This window comes from Clavibacter sp. VKM Ac-2873 (assembly GCF_015351075.1).
GTDB lineage: Bacteria > Actinomycetota > Actinomycetes > Actinomycetales > Microbacteriaceae > Clavibacter.
This window is the reverse complement of sequence record NZ_JADKRS010000004.1, coordinates 68,240-89,916: the sequence shown is the minus strand read 5'-3', so window position 1 is coordinate 89,916 and position 21,677 is coordinate 68,240. Positions and strand designations below refer to the sequence as shown.

Genomic DNA, 21,677 nt, shown 5'->3' with positions numbered 1-21,677 from the left:
CTGCACGCATGGATCCCGTCATCGCCCTGCTCGTCGGCCTCGTCATCGGCCTGGCCGTGGGCGCGGTGGTCGGGCTTGCCGTGTCGCGCGCCCGTTCCGGGGTGGATGCGCCGGGCCGCGCGGGCGAGGCCGCCCGCCTCGCTGCGGCGGAGGCGACGGTCACGGCGCTGCGCGAGCAGCTGGATCGCACGGAGCGGCTCGCCGAGGAGCAGGTCGCCCAGACCACCGCGCAGTACGCCGAGCGCGCCCAGACGCAGGACGCGCTGCATCGCGAGCGGCTCGATGCGCAGGAGTCGCACCTCCGCGAGCAGATCGGCCAGCAGGAGGACCGCATCGCCGAGCTGCAGACCCGGCTGCGGGAGATCCAGCGCGCCGAGGTCGCCCGCACCGAGGAGGACGGCCGGGTGCTCACCGCGCTCAGCCCGGTCGCCGAGAGCCTCAAGCAGGTGCAGGCGAAGGTGCACGAGCTCGAGGAGCAGCGGCGGCAGCAGCACGGCGAGCTGAGCGAGCAGCTGCGGAGCGCCACCGAGGCCGAGGAGCGGCTGCGCGCCACCGCCGAGACGCTCGCCTCCGCGCTCCGCTCCAACAGCACGCGCGGCGTGTGGGGCGAGACGCAGCTGCGGAGCGTGGTCGAGGCGGCGGGCCTCATCCACCGGGTCGACTTCGACGTGCAGACCTCCGTCGCCACCGCGCAGGGCGTCGGCCGGCCCGACATGGTCGTGCACCTCCCCGGCGGCAAGCACATCGCCGTGGATGCGAAGGCGCCCTTCACCGCGTACCTCGAGGCGAGCGCCATCCCCGCCTCCGCGACCGGGCCCGAGGGAGCGCGCCGCGACTCCCTCATGAAGCAGCACGTGCAGGCCGTGCGCGACCACATCACGGCGCTCGGCAGCCGCGCCTACTGGGAGGGGCTCGACGCGAGCCCGGAGCTGGTCATCGCGTTCATCCCGAGCGAGTCGCTGGTGTCGTCGGCGTTGGAGGCGGATCCGAGCATCATGGAGTTCGCGTTCTCCCGCCGCGTCGCCCTCTCCTCCCCCGTCACGCTGTGGTCGGTGCTCAAGACCGTCGCGTTCAGCTGGCAGCAGGAAGTGCTCACGGAGGACGCGAAGCAGCTCTTCGACCTCAGCCGCGAGCTGCACGCGCGCCTCGCCACGAGCGGCGAGCACATCGCCAAGCTCGGCCGCTCGCTCACGGGCGCGGTGGGCGACTACAACCGCGTCGTCGGATCCCTGGAGCGCCAGGTGCTCCCCACCGCCCGCCGCCTCACCCGGCTCGACGAGTCCAAGGTCATCGGCACGTTGGAGCCGCTGGAGGCCACCGCCCGGGAGCTCACGGCGGACGAGTTCACGCGCCCGCCCGCCCCGGTCGCGGACACCCCCGCTGGGTAGAGTGGCGAGCACGCGGGGCCCGGCCGCACGACTCCATCCGCCGGCCGATCAGGATCCCGCGCCAGCCGCACGGCGCCGCCGTGGATCCGCCGAAGGAGATGCACCATGCCCGTAGCAACCCCCGAGCAGTACGCCGAGATGCTGGATCGCGCCAAGGCCGGCGGATTCGCCTACCCGGCGGTCAACGTCTCGTCGTCGCAGACCATCAACGCGGTCCTCCAGGGGCTCACCGACGCCGGATCCGACGGCATCATCCAGGTCACCACGGGCGGCGCCGACTACTTCTCCGGCCACACCGTGAAGAACCGCGCGGCCGGCGCCCTCGCCTTCGCGCGCTTCGCCACCGAGGTCGCCAAGAACTACCCCATCACCGTCGCGCTGCACACCGACCACTGCCCGAAGGACGCCCTCGACGGCTTCGTCATCCCCATGATCGAGGCCAGCGAGGAGGAGGTCCGCGCGGGCCGGAACCCCATCTTCCAGTCGCACATGTGGGACGGATCGGCCATCCCGCTGAACGAGAACTTGCGACTCGCGACGGATCTGCTCCCCCGCATGAAGGCGATCAACGCGATCCTCGAGGTCGAGATCGGCGTCGTCGGCGGCGAGGAGGACGGCGTCAGCCACGACACCGGCTCGCACCTCTACACGACCCTGGAGGACGCCATCTCCACCGTCGAGGCGCTCGGCCTCGGCGACAAGGGCCGCTACATGGCCGCGCTCACCTTCGGCAACGTGCACGGCGTCTACAAGCCCGGCGGCGTGCAGCTGCGCCCGTCGCTGCTCAAGGAGATCCAGGACGGCATCGCCGCGAAGTACGGCACGGGCGAGAAGCCGTTCGACCTCGTCTTCCACGGCGGATCCGGATCCTCCGACGACGAGATCTCCGAGGCCGTGCGCAACGGCGTCGTGAAGATGAACATCGACACCGACACGCAGTACGCGTTCAGCCGCTCCATCGCCGACTCGGTGCTCCGCAAGTACGACGGCTTCCTCAAGGTCGACGGCGAGGTCGGCGACAAGAAGACGTATGACCCCCGCGCCTGGGGCAAGACGGCGGAGTCGGCCATGGCCGCCCGCGTCGTCGAGGCCACGCGCCAGCTCGGCTCGCACGGCCGGTCGCAGAGCTAGCGGGTCGCCGCGCCGAGGGCGCGCGCACGACGGCGGGGCCGGTCCACCAGGACCGGCCCCGCCGTCGTGCGCGCTGCGTCGTGCCGGCTACCCGCGGCTCGTGACGAACTGCTGGAACGCCGGATCCGCCAACAGCAGGCTGGACAGGAGCACGGCGGAGATCACGGTCGCGACCACGGCGCCGACCAGCGGGACCCAGAACGCGACGCGGCCGCGGCGGATCCGGCGGAGGGAGAGCACCACGGTCGCCGCGAACACGGATACCGTGATGACCAGGAGTGCCAGGCCGACGGGACCGGTCGCCGACGTGGGCGTGTACGCGTCCGAGATGCCGAGGGCCGGGAACGCCCGGGCGAGGGATCCGGCGAGGTCCGTGTACGAGCCGAGGCTGAGCAGCAGGTTCAGCCCGCCTCCCGCCAGGAGGCCGACCGTCACGGCGGCGTCCAGGCGTCGGCCCGCACGGCGGGGCTGCTGCGTCGGCAGGTACCCGGGACGCCCGGGCTCGGTCGACGGAGCGGGAGCCGGGGACGGCGCCCGCCGCGCCTGGCGACGCTCCGCCTCCGCGGCCTTCTCGGCCTCGCGGCGTTCGGCGATCATCCGCTCGCGCGCGGCCTTGCGCTCCTCCGCCATCTGCTCGGCGAGGGTCTGCGGCGCGGCGGGCTTGCCGCCCTTCTTCCCACCGCGACCGGCGGACGCCGGGGCGTCGCGCTCGGCCTGCGCGCGGCGGTACTCGGCGGCCTCCGCGACGATCCGCGCATCCGCCTCGGACAGTTCCGACGACCCGCCCGCGGACGAGGAGGACGACGACGCGTACTCGCCGAAGCGCGGAGCGGGTCGGCCGGGACGGCGCGTGCCGTCGTCGTCGCTCACGCGCGGGTGCGCCCGCCGATGGCGCGGGAGTCCGTGTTGCCGGACTGGTCCTTGCGCAGCTCCTTGGGGAGCGAGAAGACGAGGTCCTCCTCGGCGGTGACGACCGCGGTGACGTCGCCGTAGCCGGCGTCGGCCAGGTCGTCGAGCAGCTCCTGCACGAGGACCTCGGGCACGGACGCGCCGCTCGTCACGCCGACCGTCTGCACGCCGTCGAGCCACTCCTGCTTGACCTCGGACGCGTAGTCGACCCGGTAGGACGCCTTGGCGCCGTACTCGAGCGCGACCTCGACGAGGCGGACGGAGTTGGAGCTGTTCGCGGATCCGATGACGATCACGAGGTCGGCGTCGACCGCGACCTTCTTGATGGCGACCTGGCGGTTCTGCGTGGCGTAGCAGATGTCGTCGCTCGGCGGGTCCTGCAGGTTGGGGAAGCGGGCGCGGAGGCGGCGGACCGTCTCCATCGTCTCGTCGACCGAGAGCGTGGTCTGCGAGAGCCACACGAGGTTGTCGGGGTCCTTGACCTCGATCACGTCGGCGTGCTCCGGGGAGTTGACGACGATGGTCTGCTCGGGCGCCTCGCCCGCGGTGCCCTCGACCTCCTCGTGGCCCTCGTGGCCGATGAGGAGGATCTGCATGTCGGCCTTGGCGAAGCGCACGGCCTCGCGGTGCACCTTCGTGACGAGGGGGCAGGTGGCGTCGATGGCCTGCAGGCCGCGGTCGGCCGCGCCCTGCACGACGGCCGGCGAGACGCCGTGCGCGCTGAAGACGACGTGGGCGCCCTCGGGCACCTCGTCGACCTCCTCCACGAAGACCGCGCCCATGCGCTCGAGCGTGGACACGACGTGCACGTTGTGGACGATCTGCTTGCGCACGTAGACGGGGGCGCCGTAGCGCTCGAGCGCCTTCTCGACGGCCACGACCGCGCGGTCGACGCCGGCGCAGTAGCCACGGGGAGCAGCGAGCAGGACCTTCTTGGGTCCGGCCACCGGGTTATCCTTGAGCCTGTTGCGGACGCCGGGCATCCGCGGCATCGACAGGCTGACGACGGGTGCTCCCACGAGTCGCTGGTCAGTGGTCGCTGTAGTCACGTGGTCAAGTGTATGCGCCCGATCTGGGCGTCGAGCGGGGTGGACGGATGAGCGAGACGCGCACGGTGGCCATGCCCGCCGCCGACGCCCCGACGGTCGACGCGCCCTGGCCCGTCTCCGTGCTGTCGGGGAAGATCAAGGGCTGGATCGACCGGCTCGGCACCGCGTGGGTCGAGGGCGAGATCACCCAGTGGGGCGGATCCGGCGGCAACGTCTACGGGAAGCTCAAGGACCTCGACGTCGACGCCACCATCAGCTTCACCGTCTGGTCGTCCGTGCGGTCGAAGATCCCGGCCGACCTCGGCCAGGGCGCCCGCGTCGTCGCGCTCGTGAAGCCGAACTACTGGGTCAAGGGCGGCACGCTCACCATGCAGGTGCTGGAGATGCGCCACGTCGGCCTCGGCGACCTGCTCGAGCGGCTCGAGCGGCTGCGCCAGACGCTGCGCGCGGAGGGCCTGTTCGACGCCGACCGCAAGCGCCGCCTCCCCTTCCTCCCCGGCTGCATCGGCCTCATCACCGGCAAGGACTCGGACGCCGAGAAGGACGTGCTCCGGAACGCGCAGCTGCGCTGGCCGAGCGTCCGCTTCCGCGTCGTGCACACGGCGGTGCAGGGCGACCGGGCCGCGGGCGAGGTCACGCTGGCCATCGGGGTGCTCGACGAGGATCCCGAGGTGGACGTCATCGTCATCGCGCGCGGCGGCGGCGACTTCCAGAACCTCCTCGTCTTCAGCGACGAGGAGCTCGTGCGCACGGCGGCCGCGTGCCGCACCCCGCTCGTCAGCGCGATCGGGCACGAGGCCGACCGGCCGCTGCTCGACGACGTCGCCGACCTCCGCGCATCGACCCCGACCGACGCCGCGAAGCGCGTCGTGCCGGACGTGTCCGAGGAGCTGTCGCGCGTGCAGCAGGCGCGGGCCCGCATCGGCATGCGCCTCACCAGCCAGGTGCGCGGCGAGATCGACCGCATCGAGCAGCTGCGGTCGCGGCCCGTGCTCGCGAGCACGGCGTGGATCGTCGACTCGCGCGCCGAGGAGCTCGGCCGCTACATCGCCCGCTCCGCGGAGCTCGCCGGCCGCGTCGTCGAGCGCGGGATGCAGCAGACCGGCGAGCTGTCCCGCCAGCTGCGCACGCTCTCGCCGCAGCACGTGCTCGACCGCGGCTACGCCATCGTGCAGACGGCCGACGGATCTGCCCTCCGCGCCCCCGCGGACGCCCCCGACGGCACCTCACTCGTGCTGCGCCTCGCGGCCGGCGCGCTCGGCGCGACGTCCACCGGCCCCACCGACGACATCCCCTCGTCGGCCGCGCGGCTGCCCGCCTCCCCCGCCCCGGACGCCCGGCCGGCGTCCGGCGCCGAAAGCTAGGATCACCCCCATGCCCACCAGCCCCGCCGACACCGGCGCACGCCTGCCCGACGTCTCCGAGCTCAGCTACGAGGAGGCGCGCGACGCCCTGGTGCGCGTCGTCAACGACCTCGAGCAGGGCGCGTCCACGCTCGAGGAGTCGATCGCCCTGTGGGAGCGCGGCGAGGCCCTCGCGGCCCGCTGCGAGGAGTGGCTGCTCGGCGCCAAGGCGCGGCTCGACGCCGCCCGCACCACCGCGTCCGACGCCGGCTGACCGTGGCGAAGGACCGCACCCCGAACGTCGTCGCCGAGCTCGGCCGACCGGAGACGCCCGAGGAGACCGCCGCCCGCAAGGCCGCCGACTCCCGCCGCCACCGCGCCAAGCAGACGTTCCGCAACCTGCTCTACTCGCTCATCGTCACGGTGGCCACCGTCGCCGTCATCGTCGCGCTCGTGCCCCGCTCGAACACCACGATCCTGCCCGACGTCGACTACGGCGCCGCGGCCGCCGAGGCGCAGGGCGGGTTCCCGCAGACCCTCGTGGTGCCCGACCTGCCCACCGCCTGGAAGAGCAACGACGCCGAGATCCGCCCGGCCGGCCGCGACGGCGTGGCCGTCTGGTACATCGGCCTCATCACGCCGAGCAACCGCTACATCGGGATCTCGCAGGGCATCGACGCGAATCCCACCTGGCTCGCCGAGACGCTGCAGTCCGCCCCCGAGGTGAGCTCGGAGGAGATCGGCGGCCTCGAGTGGACCCTGTACGACAACTCGCAGGCCGACGACCCGGGCAACGTCGTCCTCGCGGCGAGCGCCGTCGACGGCGACAGCACCTACGCGATCTACGGCACGGCCGACGCGAACGAGCTCCGCACCGCCATCGAGGCGGTCGCCGCCGCGCGCACCGCCCCGGCGGCCACCACGCCGTCGACCACCGACGGCACGACCAGCACCACCGCACCCGGAGAGGGGATCGAGGGATGACCGATCAGGTCGAGACCACGCAGGACGACACCGTGCAGGCGCCCGCCGCCGTCTGGGCGGAGATGGTCGAGGGCAACGCGCGCTTCGTCGCCGGCACGCCCGAGCACCCGCGGCAGGACGTCGAGCGCCGCGCCGCGCTCGCCCACGTGCAGCGCCCGGTCGCCGCGCTGTTCGGCTGCAGCGACTCGCGCCTCGCGGCCGAGATCATCTTCGACAAGGGCCTCGGCGACCTCTTCGTGATCCGGAACGCCGGCCAGATCATCTCCGACTCCGTGCTCGGCAGCCTCGAGTACGCCGTCGCCGTGCTGGGCGTGCCGCTCATCGTGGTGCTCGGGCACGACGAGTGCGGCGCCGTGCGCGCGGCCATCGAGAGCGCGGCGCCGGGCGCGGAGGCGCTGCCGCCGCACATCGCGAACCTCATCGCGCCCATCGCGCCGGCCGTGCGCCGCGTCGCGGGCGACCACGTCGTGCCCAGCGAGGTCGACGCGGGCGAGGTCGGCCGCCAGCACCTCCGCGGCACCGTGACCCGCATGCTGGAGGCATCCGAGATGATCTCCGACAGGGTGGCGGCCGGTAGCCTGGCCATCGTCGGCGCCAACTACAAGCTCCTCGAGGGCACCGCGGTGCCCGACGTCATCGTGGGCGACATCCCTCGCTAGAGGGCGGTCCGCGCTGACCCACCGACTCCGGATCCTGGTGGTCCGGCGCATCACCCGTCCCGAAGGAGAGAGAAACAGCGTGGTCGACACTTCCCCCGGATCAGACAGCGGCACGACGGACGAGTTCCGCATCGAGCACGACACGATGGGCGAGGTGCGCGTCCCGAAGGATGCCCTGTACGCCGCCCAGACGCAGCGCGCCGTCGAGAACTTCCCCATCTCGGGCCGCGGGCTCGAGCCCGCGCAGATCCAGGCGCTCGCCCGCATCAAGCGCGCTGCCGCCATCGTGAACGGCGAGATGGGCATCATCGACGCCGACGTCTCGGCCGCCATCGTGTCGGCCGCCGACGAGGTGGCGGGTGGATCCCACCACGAGCACTTCCCCATCGACGTGTACCAGACGGGCTCCGGCACGAGCTCGAACATGAACATGAACGAGGTCCTCGCGGCCCTCGCGACCGCGTCGCTCGGCAAGCCCGTGCACCCGAACGACCACGTCAACGCCTCGCAGTCGTCGAACGACGTCTTCCCCACGTCGGTGCACGTCGCCGTCACGGGCGCCCTCCTCGCCGAGCTGATCCCCGCCCTCGAGCACCTCGCGGAGGCGCTCGAGACGAAGGCCGACGCGTGGAAGGGGCTCGTCAAGGCCGGCCGCACGCACCTGATGGACGCGACCCCGGTCACGTTCGGCCAGGAGTTCGCGGGCTACGCGCGCCAGATCCGCCTCGGCGTCGAGCGCGTGCGCACCGCGCTCCCCCGCGTCGCGGAGGTCCCGCTCGGCGGCACGGCCACCGGCACGGGCATCAACACCCCGGTCGGCTTCCCGCAGAAGGTCATCCGCGTGCTCGCGGACGACACGGGCCTCCCCGTCACCGAGGCGCTCGACCACTTCGAGGCGCAGGGCGCGCGCGACGGCCTCGTCGACGCGTCGGGCGCGCTCCGCACCCTCGCGGTCAGCCTCACCAAGATCTGCAACGACATCCGCTGGATGGGGTCTGGCCCGAACACGGGCCTCGGCGAGCTGCACATCCCCGACCTCCAGCCCGGGTCCTCGATCATGCCCGGCAAGGTCAACCCGGTCATCCCCGAGGCCGTGCTCATGGTGTGCGCCCGCGTCATCGGCAACGACGCCACGGTCGCCTGGGCGGGCGCGTCCGGCCTGTTCGAGCTCAACGTCGCGATCCCCGTCATGGGCTCGTCGCTGCTCGAGTCGATCCGGATCCTCGCGTCCTCCACGCGCCTGCTCGCCGACAAGACCGTCGACGGCCTGCGCGTCAACGAGGAGCACGCCCGCGCGCTGGCGGAGTCGTCCCCGTCGATCGTCACGCCGCTGAACCGCATCATCGGCTACGAGGCCGCGGCGAAGATCGCCAAGCACTCGGTCGCGCAGAAGATGACGGTGCGCGAGGCGGTCATCGACCTCGGCTACGTCGAGCGCGGCGAGATCACCGAGGAGCAGCTCGATGCGGGCCTCGACGTGCTGCGGATGACGGCGCCCGGCCTGTAGCCGCCTCTCGCCACGGACGCCGACGGGCGCCGGTCCTCGCGGGGACCGGCGCCCGTCGTCATGCGGGGAGCGGGCGGATCACATGGGGTCGCCGTCGAGCAGCCCCGTGACGAGCGCCGCGATCGCGCTGCGCTCCGAGCGGGTGAGCGTGATGTGCCCGAACAGCTCGTGGCCCTTGAGCGTCTCGATGACGCTCGCGACGCCGTCGTGCCGGCCGACGCGGAGGTTGTCCCGCTGCGCCACGTCGTGCGTGAGCACCACGCGCGAGTTCTGGCCGATGCGGCTGAGCACCGTGAGCAGCACGTTGCGCTCCAGCGACTGCGCCTCGTCGACGATCACGAACGCGTCGTGCAGCGAGCGTCCGCGGATGTGCGTGAGCGGCAGCACCTCGAGGATCCCGCGCTCCACCACCTCGTCCATGACGTTCTGCGACACGACGGACCCGAGCGTGTCGAACACGGCCTGCGCCCACGGGTTCATCTTCTCGGCGGCGTCGCCCGGCAGGTAGCCGAGCTCCTGGCCGCCGACGGCGTACAGCGGGCGGAACACCATGATCTTGCGGTGCTGCTGCTTCTCCAGCACCGCCTCGAGCGCGGCGCAGAGGGCGAGCGCGGACTTGCCCGTGCCGGCGCTGCCGCCGAGGGAGACGATGCCCACCTCGCGGTCGAGGAGCAGGTCGATCGCGAGGCGCTGCTCCGCCGAGCGCCCCTTGAGGCCGAAGACCTCGCGGTCGCCGCGCACCAGGTTCACGGTGCCGCGGCGGACGACCCGGCCGAGGGCGGATCCGCGGTCGGAGTGCAGCACGACGCCCGTGTTGACGGGCAGGTCCTGCACGACGCGCGACTGCAGCGACTCGCCGTCGTAGAGGTCGGCCATCTGCTCGCTGGAGAGCGTGACGTCGGCCATGCCGGTCCAGCCGCTGTCCACGGCCAGCTCGGCACGGTACTCCTCCGCCTGCAGCCCGATGGACGCGGCCTTCACGCGCAGCGGCATGTCCTTGGAGACGACCGTGACCGCGAGGCCCTCGGTCGACAGGTTGAGCGCGACCGCGAGGATCCGGGAGTCGTTGTCGCCGAGCTGCAGGCCGTTCGGGAGGGACGCCATGCTCGAGTGGTTGAGCTCGACCCGCAGCGTGCCGCCGGCCTCGCCCACCTCGATGGGGAAGTCGAGCCGCTCGTGCTCCTCGCGGAGCTGGTCGAGGAGGCGCAGCGCCTGGCGGGCGAAGTAGCCGATCTCCGGGTCGTTCCGCTTCGACTCGAGCTCGGTGATGACGATGACCGGGATCACCACCGCGTGCTCGGCGAAGCGGAAGAGCGCACGCGGATCGGACAGGAGGACGGAGGTGTCGAGCACGTACGTGCGCTCGGCCTGCGGCGTCCCCTCCCTCCGGCTCGCGCGTCGTGCGGTGCTGCTCTGGCTGTCCATCGGGGCCACGGGCCACTCCATCCCCGAGCGGTCGCGCTCGGATCCTGACGGCGATCGGGCCACGGTGGCGAGAAGAGATCCTGCGGCCCTCTCGATCGGGCGCCATGCCCGATGAGTGGAACCTACGTCGCCCACCGCCGTGCTGACCAGAGCGACGCGGGTCCGGATGTGTCGTGGACATTAACTCTTCCTCGACCCGCCCCCGACGACGGCCGCGACGGCGTCAGGAGCCGAAGCGCCGCTGCCTCGAGGAGTAGTCGCGGAGGGCGCGCAGGAAGTCGACCTCGCGGAGGTCCGGGCCCAGCGCCTCCATGAAGTAGAGCTCGCTGTGCGCCGACTGCCACAGCATGAAGTCGCTGATGCGCTGCTCGCCCGAGGTGCGGATCACGAGGTCCGGGTCCGGCTGCCCGCTCGTGTAGAGGTGCTCGCCGATGAGGTCGGGCGTGAGGAGGGCCGCGAGGTCCTCCAGGGTGCCGCCGGCCAGGTGGTGCTGCTGCACGATGCTGCGCATGGCGTCGGCGATCTCGGTGCGCCCGCCGTAGCCCACGGCCAGGTTGATGTGGAGCCCGGCGTTGCCCTTCGAGCGCTCCTCGGAGGCGTCGAGCCGGGCGATGAGCTCGGGCGGCAGGCCCTCGTCGGATCCGACGTGCTTCACGCGCCAGTCGCGGTGCCGGGAGAGGTCCTCCGCGAGCTCGCCGATGATGTCGATGAGCGCGGTGAGCTCGGCGCTGCCGCGGCCCGTGAGGTTGTCGGTCGACAGCAGGTAGAGCGTGGTGACCTTGATGTCGAGGTCGTCGCACCACTCGAGGAACTCCAGGAACTTGGCCGCTCCCGCGCGGTGCCCGTGCGCCGCGGACTCGAGCCCGAGCTGGCGGGCCCAGCGGCGGTTGCCGTCGAGGATCATCGCGATGTGGTGCGGCAGCGCGTTCCGGTCGAGACCGCGGCGGATGCGCTTCTGGTACGCCCGGTAGAGCAGACCGCGCCACGGTCGGATCGGCTTCTCTCGCACGGGGGCAACGCTATCCCACGCACCCGGGAGCCGGATCGACCGCCCGGCTGACGTCGTGGACCGCTGTCCTACACTCGCAGGATGACGCGCGACGCCTCCTCCCCCCGGCCGCTCGGAGACGCCCCGGAGGAGGACGCGTCGGTCGCCCACCTGCCGCTCGTCGAGGACGCGCAGGACGCCGGCCCGGAGCCCAAGCCCACCTGGCGCGGCTGGCTGCACGCGGGCATGACGCCGGTGGCGCTCGTGCTCGGGATCGTGCTCATCGCGGTCGCCGACGGGACCGCGGCGAAGATCGCGTGCGCCGTGTTCGTGGCGTCGTCGCTGCTGCTGTTCGGCGTCTCGGCCGTGTACCACCGGTTCGACTGGTCGCCGCGGGCCAAGATCCTCCTCAAGCGGATGGACCACGCCAACATCTTCCTGCTCATCGCGGGCTCGTACACGCCCATCACGGTGCTGGCGCTGCCGCACGACGAGTCGGTGCTGCTGCTCTGGTTGGTGTGGTCCGGCGCGACGGTCGGCGTGCTCTTCCGCGTGCTCTGGATCCACGCCCCGCGTTGGCTGTACGTGCTGCTGTACCTCGTGCTCGGCTACGCGTCGCTCGTGTTCGTCGTCGACTTCTTCCGGGCCGACGCGGCCATGATGACGCTGATCCTCGCGGGCGGCCTCGCCTACACGGTCGGCGCGGTCGCGTACGCGCTGAAGCGGCCGAACCCCTGGCCCGGCCGCTTCGGCTTCCACGAGATCTTCCACGCGTTCACGCTGGTGGCGTTCCTCTGCCACTGGACGGGGATCCTGCTCGTGGCGACGCACCCGCCCGTCGTCTGACGCGCGGCCGCCCGCCCGCGGAACCGGGTCAGGCGCCCGCGCCCGCGCGCGCGAAGCCGGGGAACCGCGCGACGAACCCCGGATGCGCCGCGAGCAGCTCGCGCGCGTAGCGGGGGTGGTTCGCCGTGGTGGCGTCCACGTCGAGCTCCACGATGCGGCGCACCTCGCCCGGTCCCTCGAGGAGGGACGCGTGCACGCGGAGCCCGGCGTCGTGGAGCCCGTCCACGAGCGACCGCGTGAGGCCGCGCCACGGCAGCATGATCGTGCGCGCCCCCGTGGGCGCGACCGCGTCGCGCCACTCGCCGTCGATGTCGGCGACGAGCAGGCCCGTGCCGCGCGGGAGGTCGGGCAGCCCGGCCATCACGTCCACGAGCGCCTGCGGGTGGAAGCTGATGACGGTGCAGCGGGTCCGGTCGGCGTCGCCGCGGGCGCGGAGGAGCGCGACCAGGGGTCCCGCCGCCGCCGGCGCCTTCACCTCCACCTGCACGAACCCGCGCGTGCGGTCGAGCACCTCGTCGAGGGTCGGCACGCGCTGGCCCGAGCCGAGGTCCACCGATCGGACCTCGGCCAGCGTCAGCTCCTCGACGGGCGTGCCGAGGTGCGGGCCGGGCGCCGCCGCGGTGCGCTCGAGCGTGCGGTCGTGCAGCACGACCACCTGCCCGTCGCGCGTGAGGCGCACATCGAGCTCGATCTCGTCCGCCCCGGCCCGCTCCGCCGTCATGAAGGAGAGCATCGTGTTCTCCGGGCAGTCCGCCATGCTGCCGCGGTGGCCCGCCAGCAGGAAGGTGCGCGGAGCGTCGGTCACAGGTACGGCTCGACGTTCTCCTTGTAGGCGGACGTGAGCTGCGTGGCCGCGGCCGGGAAGACCGCCGCCGGGTCGGCGTCCTGCGTGAGGATCTGCGACCACGGCTGCTGCAGGTACGTGTCGCCGTTCGGGATCAGCGTGCGCGCCCAGTCCTGCGAGCGGACGTGCTCGAGGCTGTCGTACACGGTGCGGAAGGCCGGGTTCGCCGCCCAGAAGCCCGTGAGGTCGGACGACTGGCCGGCCGAGGTGCGCACGGGCGCGTAGCCCGTCTTCTTCGCGAAGGCGACCTGCTGGTCGACCTCGGTGACGTGCTTGATGAACATCGCGGCCGCGAGCTGCTGCTCCTTGGTCTTGCTGCCGACGACCGCGAGGCCCGTGCCGCCCGTGGGGACGAACTGGCCCTGGGGGCCTCCGGGCAGCACGCCCGTGCCGATGGGGAACTTCGCGCTCGCGGTGACGATGCCGACCGCGCCCGCCGACGCGATGGTGCACGGCGCGAGCCCGCCCGCGAAGTCGACCGCGGTGTCGCCGCTGGCCGCCGCGACGTTCGCGATCTTGGAGTCGAAGACGAGGCCGCTCGCGTAGCGGGCCGCCTCGAGCGTCTCGGGCTGGTCGAGCTTCAGGTCCCAGCCGTCGGAGTACTGGCCGCCGCGGCCCCAGAGGACGTTGCTCATGGCCCAGGTGCCGATGGATCCCTGCGGCAGGCGCACCGCGGGGTTGCCGCCGGTGACCTTCATGATGGCGGGCGCCCACTCCTCGAGCTCGGCCCAGGTGTCGGGGGCGCGGTCGGGCAGGCCGGCCTTCTGCCAGATCGACTTGTCGTAGTAGAAGATCGGCGTCGAGCGGGCGTACGGCACCGCGTAGCGCGCGCCGTTGTACAGGTAGTCGTCGAGGAAGACCTTGTTGAAGTCGTCGAGCTCGAAGCCGAGGTGCGACATGAGGCCGTCCATGGCGATCGACTGCTTGTTGACCATGTAGCGGAACCACCAGGTGTCGCTCGCGTTCACCATGTCGGGCATGCTGTCGGTGCCCGCGGCCGCCTGCAGCTTCTGGGCGATCTCGTCGTAGCTCGCGCCGCCCGTCACCACGTTCACGGTGATGCCGGTCTTGGCGAGGAAGTCCGCCGCGAACTGCGCCTCGAGGTCGGAGGTCTGGCCGGGGTGCGTGGTCCACCAGGTGATGTCCGTGGCGGGCTGGATCCCGTCCCAGTCGGTGTCGGGGGCGGCGGTGGCCGCCGTGTCGCCGCCGACCGAGGGACCGGAGCAGGCGGCGAGCATGGCGGTGCCGCCGAGGACGGCGCCGAGCTTCAGCACGCCGCGGCGGTCGAACGGACGGGCGGCGAAGCCGCCGAGGGCCGAGCGGGGGTCGATGGGCATGGTTCTCCTGGGTTCGGGGTGCGGGTCGAGCGGGGAGGGGTGAGGTGGGGAGGGGGGTTCGGGACGTGCGTCAGCCGGTCACGGCGCCGGCGGTGAGGCCGCCGACGATGCGCCGCTGGAAGACGAGGAAGACCGCGAGCACCGGGATCGTGACGATGACGGTGCCCGCCATCAGCACGCCCCAGTTGGTGATGCCCGTCGTGTCCTGCAGCAGGGTGAGGCCGACGGGCAGCGTCATCATGCGGGGGTCGGTGGTGACGAGGAGCGGCCAGAGGTAGTCGTTCCACTCGCCCACGATGGAGACGAGGGCGACCGCGGCGATCGTGGGGCCCGACATGGGGATCACGAACGACCACAGGCGACGCAGGTGCCCGGCGCCGTCCATGGAGGCGGCCTCGAGGACGGAGCCCGGCAGCGTGAGGAAGTGCTGGCGGAAGAGGAACGTGCCGTACGCGCTCGCGACGCCGGGGAGGATGAGGCCCGGGTAGGTGTTGATCCAGCCGAGGCCCGCGATGACCTGGTAGTTCGGGATCATCACGATCTGCTGGGGCACGAGGAGCGCGAGGATCACGACGCCGAACCACACGTTCTTGAAGGGCACGCGGATGAAGACCAGCGCGTACGCGGTCATCAGGCCGAGCAGCACCTTGAGGCCCGAGCCCGCGATCGTCTTGATGAGGCTGTTGGTCGCGAGCGTCGAGAAGGAGACCGTGTCGGACGCCGTCGCGTAGTTCGTCGGCGCGAAGGACGACGGGAGGAGCTTCAGCGGCAGCGAGTAGATCTCGCCGAAGTCCTTGAAGCTCGTGAGCACCATCCAGACGAGCGGCAGGAGCATGACGACGACCGCGAGGGCGAGCGCGAGGTACGTGCCGGCGAGGGACGGACGCGCCGACCCCTTCCCCGACGGACGGGGGCCGCGACGCGGACGGCGGGATCCCGCGGGCACGGCCGCGGGCTCCGGGCGGGCGAGGGTCGTGGTCACGAGTAGTGCACCTTCCGCTGGACGATCACGAGCTGGACGAGCGTGACGACGAGCAGCACGAGGAAGAGGATCGTGGCGACGGCCGAGGAGTACCCGGCCCGGCCGGCGACGAAGCCCTCGTGGTAGATCTGGTACATCATCGTGGTGGTCCCCTGCAACGGCCCGCCCTTGGTCATGGCGCTGATGAGGTCGAAGGTCTGCAGCGAGCTCAGCAGCGTGGTCACGCTGAGGAAGAACGTGGTCGGGCTGAGCAGCGGCAGCACCACGCGGAGGAAGGTGCGGACGCGGCCGGCGCCGTCGAGGGCCGCCGCGTCGAGCAGGTCCTTCGGCACGGCCTGGAGGCCCGCGAGGTAGATGAGGGCGCAGTAGCCGAGGTCGCGCCAGACCTGCACGGTGGTGACCATCGCGAGCGCGGCGCCCGGGTCGCTGTACCAGTCGGGCGACGGGAGGCCGAGGAACTGCAGGCCCGCCGAGATCAGGCCGAAGTTCGGGTCGAAGACGTAGAGCCAGAGGAAGCCGACGGCGACGCCGGAGAGCACGTACGGCGCGACGATGATGGTGCGGACGGGCCCGCGCAGCCGGATCCTGCGGTTGAGCAGCACGGCGACGCCGAGCCCCAGCACCATCGAGCCGACCACCGTGACGCCCGTGAAGATCACGGTGACCGAGACGACGGTGGGCGTCTGCGGGTCCTGGAACCAGGCGACGTAGTTGGCGAGGCCGACCTCGCGCGCCACCTGGGACCCGATGTTCCACTGCAGCGTCGAGTAGTAGAAGGACTCGAGGAGCGGCTTGTACGTGAAGACCGCGAGCAGGAGCACGTTCGGGCCGACGAAGGCGAGGAACAGCAGGCCGTCGCGGAGGCTCCCGGGGCGGCGGCGGCGCGGGCGCGGCGCGGCGGCGGGGCGCGCGGCATCGGTCGGGCGGTGCGCGCCGGTCGGGGGCGGCGCGGCCGCCCGGGCGGGCGCGGTGGTGTGCGTCACGTCGGTGGTCCTCCTCGCAGCCGGATCGGGAACGTTCCCGGATGCCCGGCGAGCTTCGCGAGCGGGGGTGAACGGACCGCTTCCAGCGCATGGCGCGGCGGTGGACGAGCGACGGCCAACGTCCCCTGTACGGGGGACGCCGGCCGCCGGGTCACCTGCGCGGGGAGCCGCCGCGCATCACGTGCGCGGAGGGGAGGCCGGGCCGTCGGGCGCCGTCGGGTCCTCGCCGGCGGGATCCGCGGGCGGAGCGGTGCGCGCGCCGCGCTCGGGCGCCGAGTCGCGCGCGAGGTCGGCCTCGAGCTTCTCCGCCTCCAGCCGGCCGCGGATCTCCTCGCGGTAGCGCGTGCGCCGGATCCTACGGGTCATGTCGACCATGAGCAGCAGCACCATGACGGCCACGAAGAAGATCGCGAGGAAGCCGACGGGCCCGGGCGAGACGGTGTCGGGGTCGAACTCCGCGCTGGGCGTGGGGCTCGGCGTGGTGGTGACCGCGGTCGCGAGCCGCAGGACGAGGTCGGCGCCCATCACGCGACCGCCGCCCGCTCCTCGTCGACGACGCCGGCGAACAGGTCGTGCTCCTCGTCCGGCACCTCGACGCGCGACTCCACGAGCTGGAAGTCCTCGAACGGCCAGGCCCGCTGCTGCAGGTCGCGCGGCCAGCGGAAGAACGTGCTGTCGGGCGCCACCTGGCTGGCGTGCGCGAGGAGCGCGCGATCGCGGGCCTCGAAGTGGTCGGCGACGTGGACGTGCGTGGTCGCGAGGTCGGGACGGTCGCCCATCCACCCGAGCATCTCGTCGACGGCCTCGAGCATCTCCGGGGCCGCGTCGGTCGCGACCAGGTGCTCGCGCACGGCGCGCAGCTTGGCGCCGTTGAAGATCCGGTCGAAGTACAGCTTGGAGACCTGCCACGGCTCGCCCGCGTCGGGGTAGGAGCCGGCGACGCCGGACTCGCGCCACGCCTCCATCGCGATCACGTGCGCCTGGATGTGGTCGGGGTGCGGGTAGCCGCCGTTCTCGTCGTAGGCGACGAGCACGTGGGGGCGGAACCCGCGGACCAGGCGGATGAGCGGCTCGGCCGACACCTCCACCGGGATGCTCGCGAAGGCCGCCGGCGGCAGCGAGCCGTCCTCGCGCGCCATGCCCGAGTCGACGTAGCCGAGCCAGCGGTGCTGCACGCCCATGACCGCCTGCGCGCGCGCCATCTCGATGCGGCGCAGGCCCGGCAGGTCGCGCTCGGCCATCGCCCGCTCCGCGAGCCCCTCGTTGAGGATGTCCCCCGCCTCGCCCCCCGTGCAGCTGACGACCATGACCTCGGCCCCCTGGTGCGTGTAGTGGGTGTAGGTCGCCGCGCCCTTGCTGGACTCGTCGTCGGGGTGGGCGTGCACGGCCATGAGGCGCAGGGTCACGGGGCTCCAAGGGTGGGGAATGTAGTCTGACCACCCAGAGTACAAGGTGCGTGTGAGGAGTTCGCCGTGACGACCGAGTCCCGCTCCCCCGCCCCCTCGGGCCCCTCCGCCGACGACGACGAGACCGTCGAGCACCGCGTCCCCGCCCCTCGATCGACCGCCGCGCTCGACGAGCGCTACGGCCGCACGCGGCCCGCGCGCATCCGCCAGCGCTGGCTCTACGGCACGGCCGGCGGCCTCGTCGCGCTCGTGTTCGGCGCGTGGGTGCTGTGGGCGGGACTCGACCAGGCGTCGGGATCCATCGACGCCACGGACCGCGCCTTCGACATCGTCGACGCCCGCACCATCGACGTCACCTTCTCCGTGGTCATGCCCGCCGGCACCCGGGCCTTCTGCGCCGTGCAGGCGCAGGACGAGCAGCGCTCGATCGTCGGGTGGAAGGTCGTCGAGCTGCCGGCCCAGGACGGGTTCGAGCGGATGGAGACGGTGCGCCTCCGCACCACCGGTCCCGCGGTGACCGGCTTGATCCACAGCTGCTGGCCCGCCTAGAGTGGGGGATTCGCCTCGACGGTTCCGTCGGGGCGTCCGTGCGAGTGCGAGGAGTCCATCGTGGCCGAGGAGCAGGCAGTCACCTGGCTGACCCAGGAGGCGTTCGACCGCCTCAGCAGGGAGCTCGACACCCTCAGCGTGCAGGGCCGCGAGGAGATCGCGAAGAAGATCGAGATCGCCCGCGAGGAGGGCGACCTCAAGGAGAACGGCGGCTACCACGCCGCCAAGGAGGAGCAGGGCAAGATCGAGGCGCGCATCCGCCAGCTCACGCAGCTGCTGCGGACGGCCGAGGTCGGCGACGCCCCCGAGAGCCACGGCATCGTGGAGCCCGGCACCGTCGTCACCGCGCTCATCGCCGGCGACGCGACGAAGTTCCTGCTCGGCAACCGCGAGATCGCGGGCGACAGCGACCTCGACGTCTACAGCGAGCAGTCGCCGCTCGGCGCCGCCATCATCGGCTGGGAGGTCGGGCAGAAGGGCGCGTACACCGCGCCGAACGGCCGCGAGATCCCCGTCGAGATCCAGGCCGTGGAGAACTACACGCCGTAGCGCACACCGCCGTCACGACGAGAGGGGGCGCGGACCATCCGGTCCGCGTCCCCTCTCGTCGTGCGGGGTGCACCCGATCGGGGCACCCGGACGTCAGTCGCGCTGGAGGCGCGGGTCGTAGCCGGCGTCGCGCAGGCGCTGGACGACCTCGTTCGTGTGCTCGGGACCGCGCGTCTCCACGCTCACCTCGAGCTCGACCTCGCTGATCTGCAGGCCGCGGCCGTGGCGCGTGTGCAGCACCTCGACGACGTTCGCGTTCGCCTCCGAGATGATCTGCGAGGTGCGCGCGAGCTGGCCCGGGCGGTCGGGCAGCATGATCCGCAGCTTCACGTAGCGGTCGCTCGCGGCGAGGCCGCGGCTGATCACGCGCTCCATCATGAGCGGGTCGATGTTGCCGCCGGAGAGGATCACGACCGTGCGGCCGGCGTCCGTCACCAGCCCCGCGAGGATGGCGGCGACGCCCACGGCGCCCGCGGGCTCGACCACGAGCTTCGCGCGCTCGAGCAGCAGCAGCAGGGCGCGCGCGGTGTCGTCGTCCTCGACGGTGACGACCTCGTCGACGCTCTCCCGGATGATGTCGAAGTTGAGCAGGCCGGGCTTCGCGACCGCGATGCCGTCCGCGATGGTCGGCGTGATCTCGATCTCGGTCGCGCGGCCCGCGGCGAGGGACGGCGGGTAGGCGGCGGCGTTCCGCGCCTGCACGCCGATGACGCGGATCGTGCGGCCCTCCTCGGCGGCGCGCAGCTTGAGCGCCGTCGCGACGCCGGAGATGAGCCCGCCGCCGCCGATCGGGACGACGACCGTCTCGACGTCGGGCGTCTGGTCGAGGATCTCGAGGCCGAGCGTGGCCTGGCCCGTGATCACGTCCTCGTGGTCGAACGGCGGGATGAGCACGGCTCCCGTCTGCGCGGCGAACTCGGCCGCGGCCAGCAGCGGCTCGGCGACCGTGTGCCCGCGCAGGATGACCTCGGCGCCGTACTGGCGGGTGGCCTGCAGCTTCGGGAGCGCGACGCCCACGGGCATGAAGATCGTGGCGCGGATCCCGAGCTCGCGCGCCGCGAACGCGACGCCCTGCGCGTGGTTGCCCGCGGAGGCCGCCACGACGCCGCGCGCCTTCTCCTCGTCGGTGAGCCGCGAGATGCGGTTGTACGCGCCGCGGATCTTGTAGGACCCGGTGCGCTGCAGGTTCTCGCACTTGAGGTGCACGGGGCTGCCGAGGATCTCCGCGAGGAACCGGGAGGACTCCATGGGTGTCACCTCGGCGACGCGGCTGACGACCTGGCGCGCGGCCTCGATGCGCGCGAGCGTGGGCGCGGATCCGCGGGGCAGCTCCCCGGCGAGCGCCGCGGCCTCCTCCCCCAGCTGCGACGGGTCGAGCTCGTCGCCGACGGCGCGGAGGTGCGGCAGGTCGGCGTGCGGCGCGGCGGCCGCCTCGTCGGCGGGGGTCCGGGCGGGTGCGGCGTCGGTCATCGGCTGGGCTTCCTCGGGTTCGGGCGGCGGGTGGCGTGCGCGGCGTCGGCGGGCACCGCGGGAGGCGGCGGCTCGGGTTGCCCCCGCCACGCCCCGCTGGCGACGTGCTTGACCATGGAGTTGACGGTCGCGACGAGCGGCACCGCGAAGAACGTGCCGGCGATGCCGCCGACCATCCCGCCCGCGGCGACCGAGAGGACGACCGCGAGCGGGTGCACCTTGACGATCGATCCCATGATGAGCGGCTGGAGGACGTGCCCCTCGACCTGCTGCACGAACAGCACGATGGCGATCATGATGAGCGCCTGCGGCAGCCCGTTGTAGACGAGCGCCACGAACACGGCGAGCGTGCCCGTGACGACCGCGCCGACGATCGGGATGAAGGACCCGAGGAACACGAGCACGCCGATGGGGATCGCGAGCGGCACCCCGATGATCGCGGCGCCGCCGGCGATGCCGATCGCGTCGATGAGCGCGACGAGCACCTGCACCTTCACGAAGTTCTGCAGCGTGGTCCAGCCGGCCCGGCCCGCGCCATCGACCGCGGGACGCGCGAGCCGCGGGAACAGCCGCACGACCCAGCGCCACATGCCCGCGCCGTCGATGAGGATGAAGAGGGTCGAGAAGAGCACGAGCAGCACGCCCGTGAGCACGTGCCCGAGGGACGACGTGACGGACAGCGCGCCGCTGAGGAGCGCGCCCGCGTCCCGCTGCACCGCGTCGACCGCCTGCGCGTACGCGTCGTTGAGCTGCTGCTCGGACAGCTGGAGCGGCCCGTCGGTGAGGAAGCCGCGGAGGTCGGCGTAGCGCGTGAGCGTCTGCGCGCGGAGGGAGTCGTACTGGCCGATGATCTGGGTCGTCACGAGGTACACGAGGGCCGCGACCGCGACGATCACGCCGATCTCCGAGATCGCGACCGCGAGCCACTTGGGCACGTGGTGGCGCTGCATCCACTGGGAGACGGGGACGAGGAGGGCCGCGAGCACGATGGCCAGGAACAGCGGGATGACCACGTACTCCAGCTGGATCACGAGCCACGCGACGACCCCGAGCACGCCGAGGATGAGCAGCAGCCGCCAGGCCCACGCGCCGGCGATGACCATCCCGGGCGGCACGGTCTCGGCGACGGTGCGCGCGACCGGCGGGGCGGAGTCGATGTCGGGCTCGGCGGGACGCTCGGCCGCGCGGGCGGCTGCCGCGGCGCGCGCACGGGATCGCTGGCCGAAGATCATGCTGGGAGTCTAGGACGGGCCTCCCGTGCGGCCGCTCCCCGCCGGGCCGGTGCCGGCCGGTGCCGGCCGGTCCCCGCCGCCCGGTCGGGGGTCGCC

Annotated in this window: 22 protein-coding genes; 10 read left to right on the top strand and 12 right to left on the bottom strand. The window is 72.6% G+C overall.

What is annotated here, in order from left to right; all coding sequences use genetic code 11:
* Positions 1–8: 8 nt before the first annotated feature.
* Both ITJ44_RS12220 and fbaA read left to right on the top strand, forming a co-directional pair.
* Positions 9–1,388, top strand: coding sequence for a DNA recombination protein RmuC (locus ITJ44_RS12220; RefSeq protein WP_194635827.1), 1,380 nt, complete (start codon positions 9–11; stop codon positions 1,386–1,388).
* Positions 1,389–1,493: 105 nt separating this feature from the next.
* Positions 1,494–2,519 (top strand): class II fructose-bisphosphate aldolase, encoded by a 1,026-nt coding sequence (gene fbaA, locus ITJ44_RS12215; RefSeq protein WP_194635826.1) that lies wholly within the window; start codon positions 1,494–1,496, stop codon positions 2,517–2,519.
* An 87-nt stretch (positions 2,520–2,606) separates the two neighbouring features.
* Here fbaA and ITJ44_RS12210 read toward each other — a convergent pair whose 3' ends face one another.
* Complete coding sequence (locus ITJ44_RS12210; RefSeq protein WP_194635825.1) at positions 2,607–3,389, bottom strand: DUF6264 family protein; 783 nt, start codon at positions 3,387–3,389, stop codon at positions 2,607–2,609.
* Positions 3,386–4,420 (bottom strand): 4-hydroxy-3-methylbut-2-enyl diphosphate reductase, encoded by a 1,035-nt coding sequence (locus tag ITJ44_RS12205; RefSeq protein ID WP_043560941.1) that lies wholly within the window; start codon positions 4,418–4,420, stop codon positions 3,386–3,388. The genes ITJ44_RS12210 and ITJ44_RS12205 overlap by 4 nt, the downstream gene beginning before the upstream one ends.
* A 104-nt stretch (positions 4,421–4,524) precedes the next feature.
* Between ITJ44_RS12205 and xseA the strand changes: the two genes are divergently transcribed.
* The 5 genes from xseA to ITJ44_RS12180 all read left to right on the top strand — a co-directional run bounded on the left by xseA (position 4,525) and on the right by ITJ44_RS12180 (position 8,970).
* The gene (xseA, locus tag ITJ44_RS12200; protein ID WP_194635824.1) at positions 4,525–5,841 is read left to right on the top strand and encodes an exodeoxyribonuclease VII large subunit; all 1,317 of its coding nucleotides are present in this window, start codon (positions 4,525–4,527) and stop codon (positions 5,839–5,841) included.
* Positions 5,842–5,851: 10 nt separating this feature from the next.
* On the top strand, positions 5,852–6,094 hold the full coding sequence (locus ITJ44_RS12195) for an exodeoxyribonuclease VII small subunit (protein ID WP_012038920.1): 243 nt from the start codon (positions 5,852–5,854) through the stop codon (positions 6,092–6,094).
* Between the two features lie 2 nt (positions 6,095–6,096).
* A complete protein-coding gene (locus ITJ44_RS12190) occupies positions 6,097–6,804 on the top strand; it encodes a DUF4245 domain-containing protein (protein WP_194635823.1) in 708 nt (235 codons plus the stop codon).
* On the top strand, positions 6,801–7,463 hold the full coding sequence (locus ITJ44_RS12185) for a carbonic anhydrase (RefSeq protein WP_228495044.1): 663 nt from the start codon (positions 6,801–6,803) through the stop codon (positions 7,461–7,463). Before ITJ44_RS12190 ends, ITJ44_RS12185 begins: the two co-directional genes overlap by 4 nt.
* A gap of 79 nt (positions 7,464–7,542) precedes the next feature.
* On the top strand, positions 7,543–8,970 hold the full coding sequence (locus ITJ44_RS12180) for a class II fumarate hydratase (RefSeq protein WP_194635822.1): 1,428 nt from the start codon (positions 7,543–7,545) through the stop codon (positions 8,968–8,970).
* Positions 8,971–9,048: 78 nt separating this feature from the next.
* Here ITJ44_RS12180 and ITJ44_RS12175 read toward each other — a convergent pair whose 3' ends face one another.
* Positions 9,049–10,395, bottom strand: a complete 1,347-nt coding sequence (locus ITJ44_RS12175; RefSeq protein ID WP_194636046.1) for a PhoH family protein — start codon at positions 10,393–10,395, stop codon at positions 9,049–9,051.
* 223 nt (positions 10,396–10,618) lie between these two features.
* Entirely contained in the window at positions 10,619–11,404 is a 786-nt protein-coding gene (locus tag ITJ44_RS12170; protein WP_160482800.1) for an isoprenyl transferase, read from the bottom strand.
* A gap of 81 nt (positions 11,405–11,485) precedes the next feature.
* Between ITJ44_RS12170 and ITJ44_RS12165 the strand changes: the two genes are divergently transcribed.
* Positions 11,486–12,229, top strand: a complete 744-nt coding sequence (locus ITJ44_RS12165; protein WP_194635821.1) for a hemolysin III family protein — start codon at positions 11,486–11,488, stop codon at positions 12,227–12,229.
* 28 nt (positions 12,230–12,257) lie between these two features.
* On the opposite strand, the gene ITJ44_RS12160 is transcribed toward ITJ44_RS12165, so the two are convergent.
* The 6 genes from ITJ44_RS12160 to mca form a co-directional block, all read right to left on the bottom strand.
* Complete coding sequence (locus tag ITJ44_RS12160; RefSeq protein WP_194635820.1) at positions 12,258–13,034, bottom strand: glycerophosphodiester phosphodiesterase family protein; 777 nt, start codon at positions 13,032–13,034, stop codon at positions 12,258–12,260.
* Positions 13,031–14,410 (bottom strand): extracellular solute-binding protein, encoded by a 1,380-nt coding sequence (locus tag ITJ44_RS12155; RefSeq protein ID WP_194635819.1) that lies wholly within the window; start codon positions 14,408–14,410, stop codon positions 13,031–13,033. The genes ITJ44_RS12160 and ITJ44_RS12155 overlap by 4 nt, the downstream gene beginning before the upstream one ends.
* A gap of 70 nt (positions 14,411–14,480) precedes the next feature.
* Positions 14,481–15,392 (bottom strand): carbohydrate ABC transporter permease, encoded by a 912-nt coding sequence (locus tag ITJ44_RS12150; protein ID WP_194635818.1) that lies wholly within the window; start codon positions 15,390–15,392, stop codon positions 14,481–14,483.
* Positions 15,389–16,375 carry a carbohydrate ABC transporter permease gene (locus tag ITJ44_RS12145; protein ID WP_194635817.1) on the bottom strand — a complete coding sequence of 329 codons (987 nt, stop codon included), beginning with the start codon at positions 16,373–16,375 and terminating at the stop codon, positions 15,389–15,391. Before ITJ44_RS12145 ends, ITJ44_RS12150 begins: the two co-directional genes overlap by 4 nt.
* A 177-nt stretch (positions 16,376–16,552) precedes the next feature.
* A complete protein-coding gene (locus ITJ44_RS12140; RefSeq protein ID WP_194636045.1) occupies positions 16,553–16,900 on the bottom strand; it encodes a hypothetical protein in 348 nt (115 codons plus the stop codon).
* Complete coding sequence (mca, locus tag ITJ44_RS12135) at positions 16,900–17,781, bottom strand: mycothiol conjugate amidase Mca (protein WP_194635816.1); 882 nt, start codon at positions 17,779–17,781, stop codon at positions 16,900–16,902. Before mca ends, ITJ44_RS12140 begins: the two co-directional genes overlap by 1 nt.
* Positions 17,782–17,847: 66 nt before the next feature.
* Here mca and ITJ44_RS15915 point away from each other — a divergent pair, with 66 nt between their 5' ends.
* Positions 17,848–18,330 carry a DUF4307 domain-containing protein gene (locus ITJ44_RS15915; protein ID WP_194635815.1) on the top strand — a complete coding sequence of 161 codons (483 nt, stop codon included), beginning with the start codon at positions 17,848–17,850 and terminating at the stop codon, positions 18,328–18,330.
* A 60-nt stretch (positions 18,331–18,390) separates the two neighbouring features.
* Entirely contained in the window at positions 18,391–18,879 is a 489-nt protein-coding gene (greA, locus tag ITJ44_RS12125; RefSeq protein ID WP_194635814.1) for a transcription elongation factor GreA, read from the top strand.
* Positions 18,880–18,972: 93 nt separating this feature from the next.
* Here the strand turns inward: greA and ilvA are convergent, their stop codons facing one another.
* Positions 18,973–20,349 carry a threonine ammonia-lyase gene (gene ilvA, locus ITJ44_RS12120; protein WP_194635813.1) on the bottom strand — a complete coding sequence of 459 codons (1,377 nt, stop codon included), beginning with the start codon at positions 20,347–20,349 and terminating at the stop codon, positions 18,973–18,975.
* Positions 20,346–21,581: an AI-2E family transporter gene (locus tag ITJ44_RS12115; RefSeq protein ID WP_194635812.1), complete on the bottom strand. Its 1,236-nt coding sequence runs from the start codon at positions 21,579–21,581 to the stop codon at positions 20,346–20,348. The genes ilvA and ITJ44_RS12115 overlap by 4 nt, the downstream gene beginning before the upstream one ends.
* Positions 21,582–21,677 lie beyond the last annotated feature (96 nt).

Bases quoted from the DNA above. Each gene is read 5' to 3' on its own strand.
- ITJ44_RS12220 (WP_194635827.1), top strand. From the start codon at position 9: ATGGATCCCGTCATCGCCCTGCTCGTCGGCCTCGTCATCGGCCTGGCC.
- fbaA (WP_194635826.1), top strand. From the start codon at position 1,494: ATGCCCGTAGCAACCCCCGAGCAGTACGCCGAGATGCTGGATCGCGCC.
- ITJ44_RS12205 (WP_043560941.1), bottom strand. From the start codon at position 4,420: ATGCCGCGGATGCCCGGCGTCCGCAACAGGCTCAAGGATAACCCGGTG.
- xseA (WP_194635824.1), top strand. From the start codon at position 4,525: ATGAGCGAGACGCGCACGGTGGCCATGCCCGCCGCCGACGCCCCGACG.
- ITJ44_RS12195 (WP_012038920.1), top strand. From the start codon at position 5,852: ATGCCCACCAGCCCCGCCGACACCGGCGCACGCCTGCCCGACGTCTCC.
- ITJ44_RS12185 (WP_228495044.1), top strand. From the start codon at position 6,801: ATGACCGATCAGGTCGAGACCACGCAGGACGACACCGTGCAGGCGCCC.
- ITJ44_RS12175 (WP_194636046.1), bottom strand. From the start codon at position 10,395: ATGGACAGCCAGAGCAGCACCGCACGACGCGCGAGCCGGAGGGAGGGG.
- ITJ44_RS12165 (WP_194635821.1), top strand. From the start codon at position 11,486: ATGACGCGCGACGCCTCCTCCCCCCGGCCGCTCGGAGACGCCCCGGAG.
- ITJ44_RS12155 (WP_194635819.1), bottom strand. From the start codon at position 14,410: ATGCCCATCGACCCCCGCTCGGCCCTCGGCGGCTTCGCCGCCCGTCCG.
- ITJ44_RS12140 (WP_194636045.1), bottom strand. From the start codon at position 16,900: ATGGGCGCCGACCTCGTCCTGCGGCTCGCGACCGCGGTCACCACCACG.
- ilvA (WP_194635813.1), bottom strand. From the start codon at position 20,349: ATGACCGACGCCGCACCCGCCCGGACCCCCGCCGACGAGGCGGCCGCC.
- ITJ44_RS12115 (WP_194635812.1), bottom strand. From the start codon at position 21,581: ATGATCTTCGGCCAGCGATCCCGTGCGCGCGCCGCGGCAGCCGCCCGC.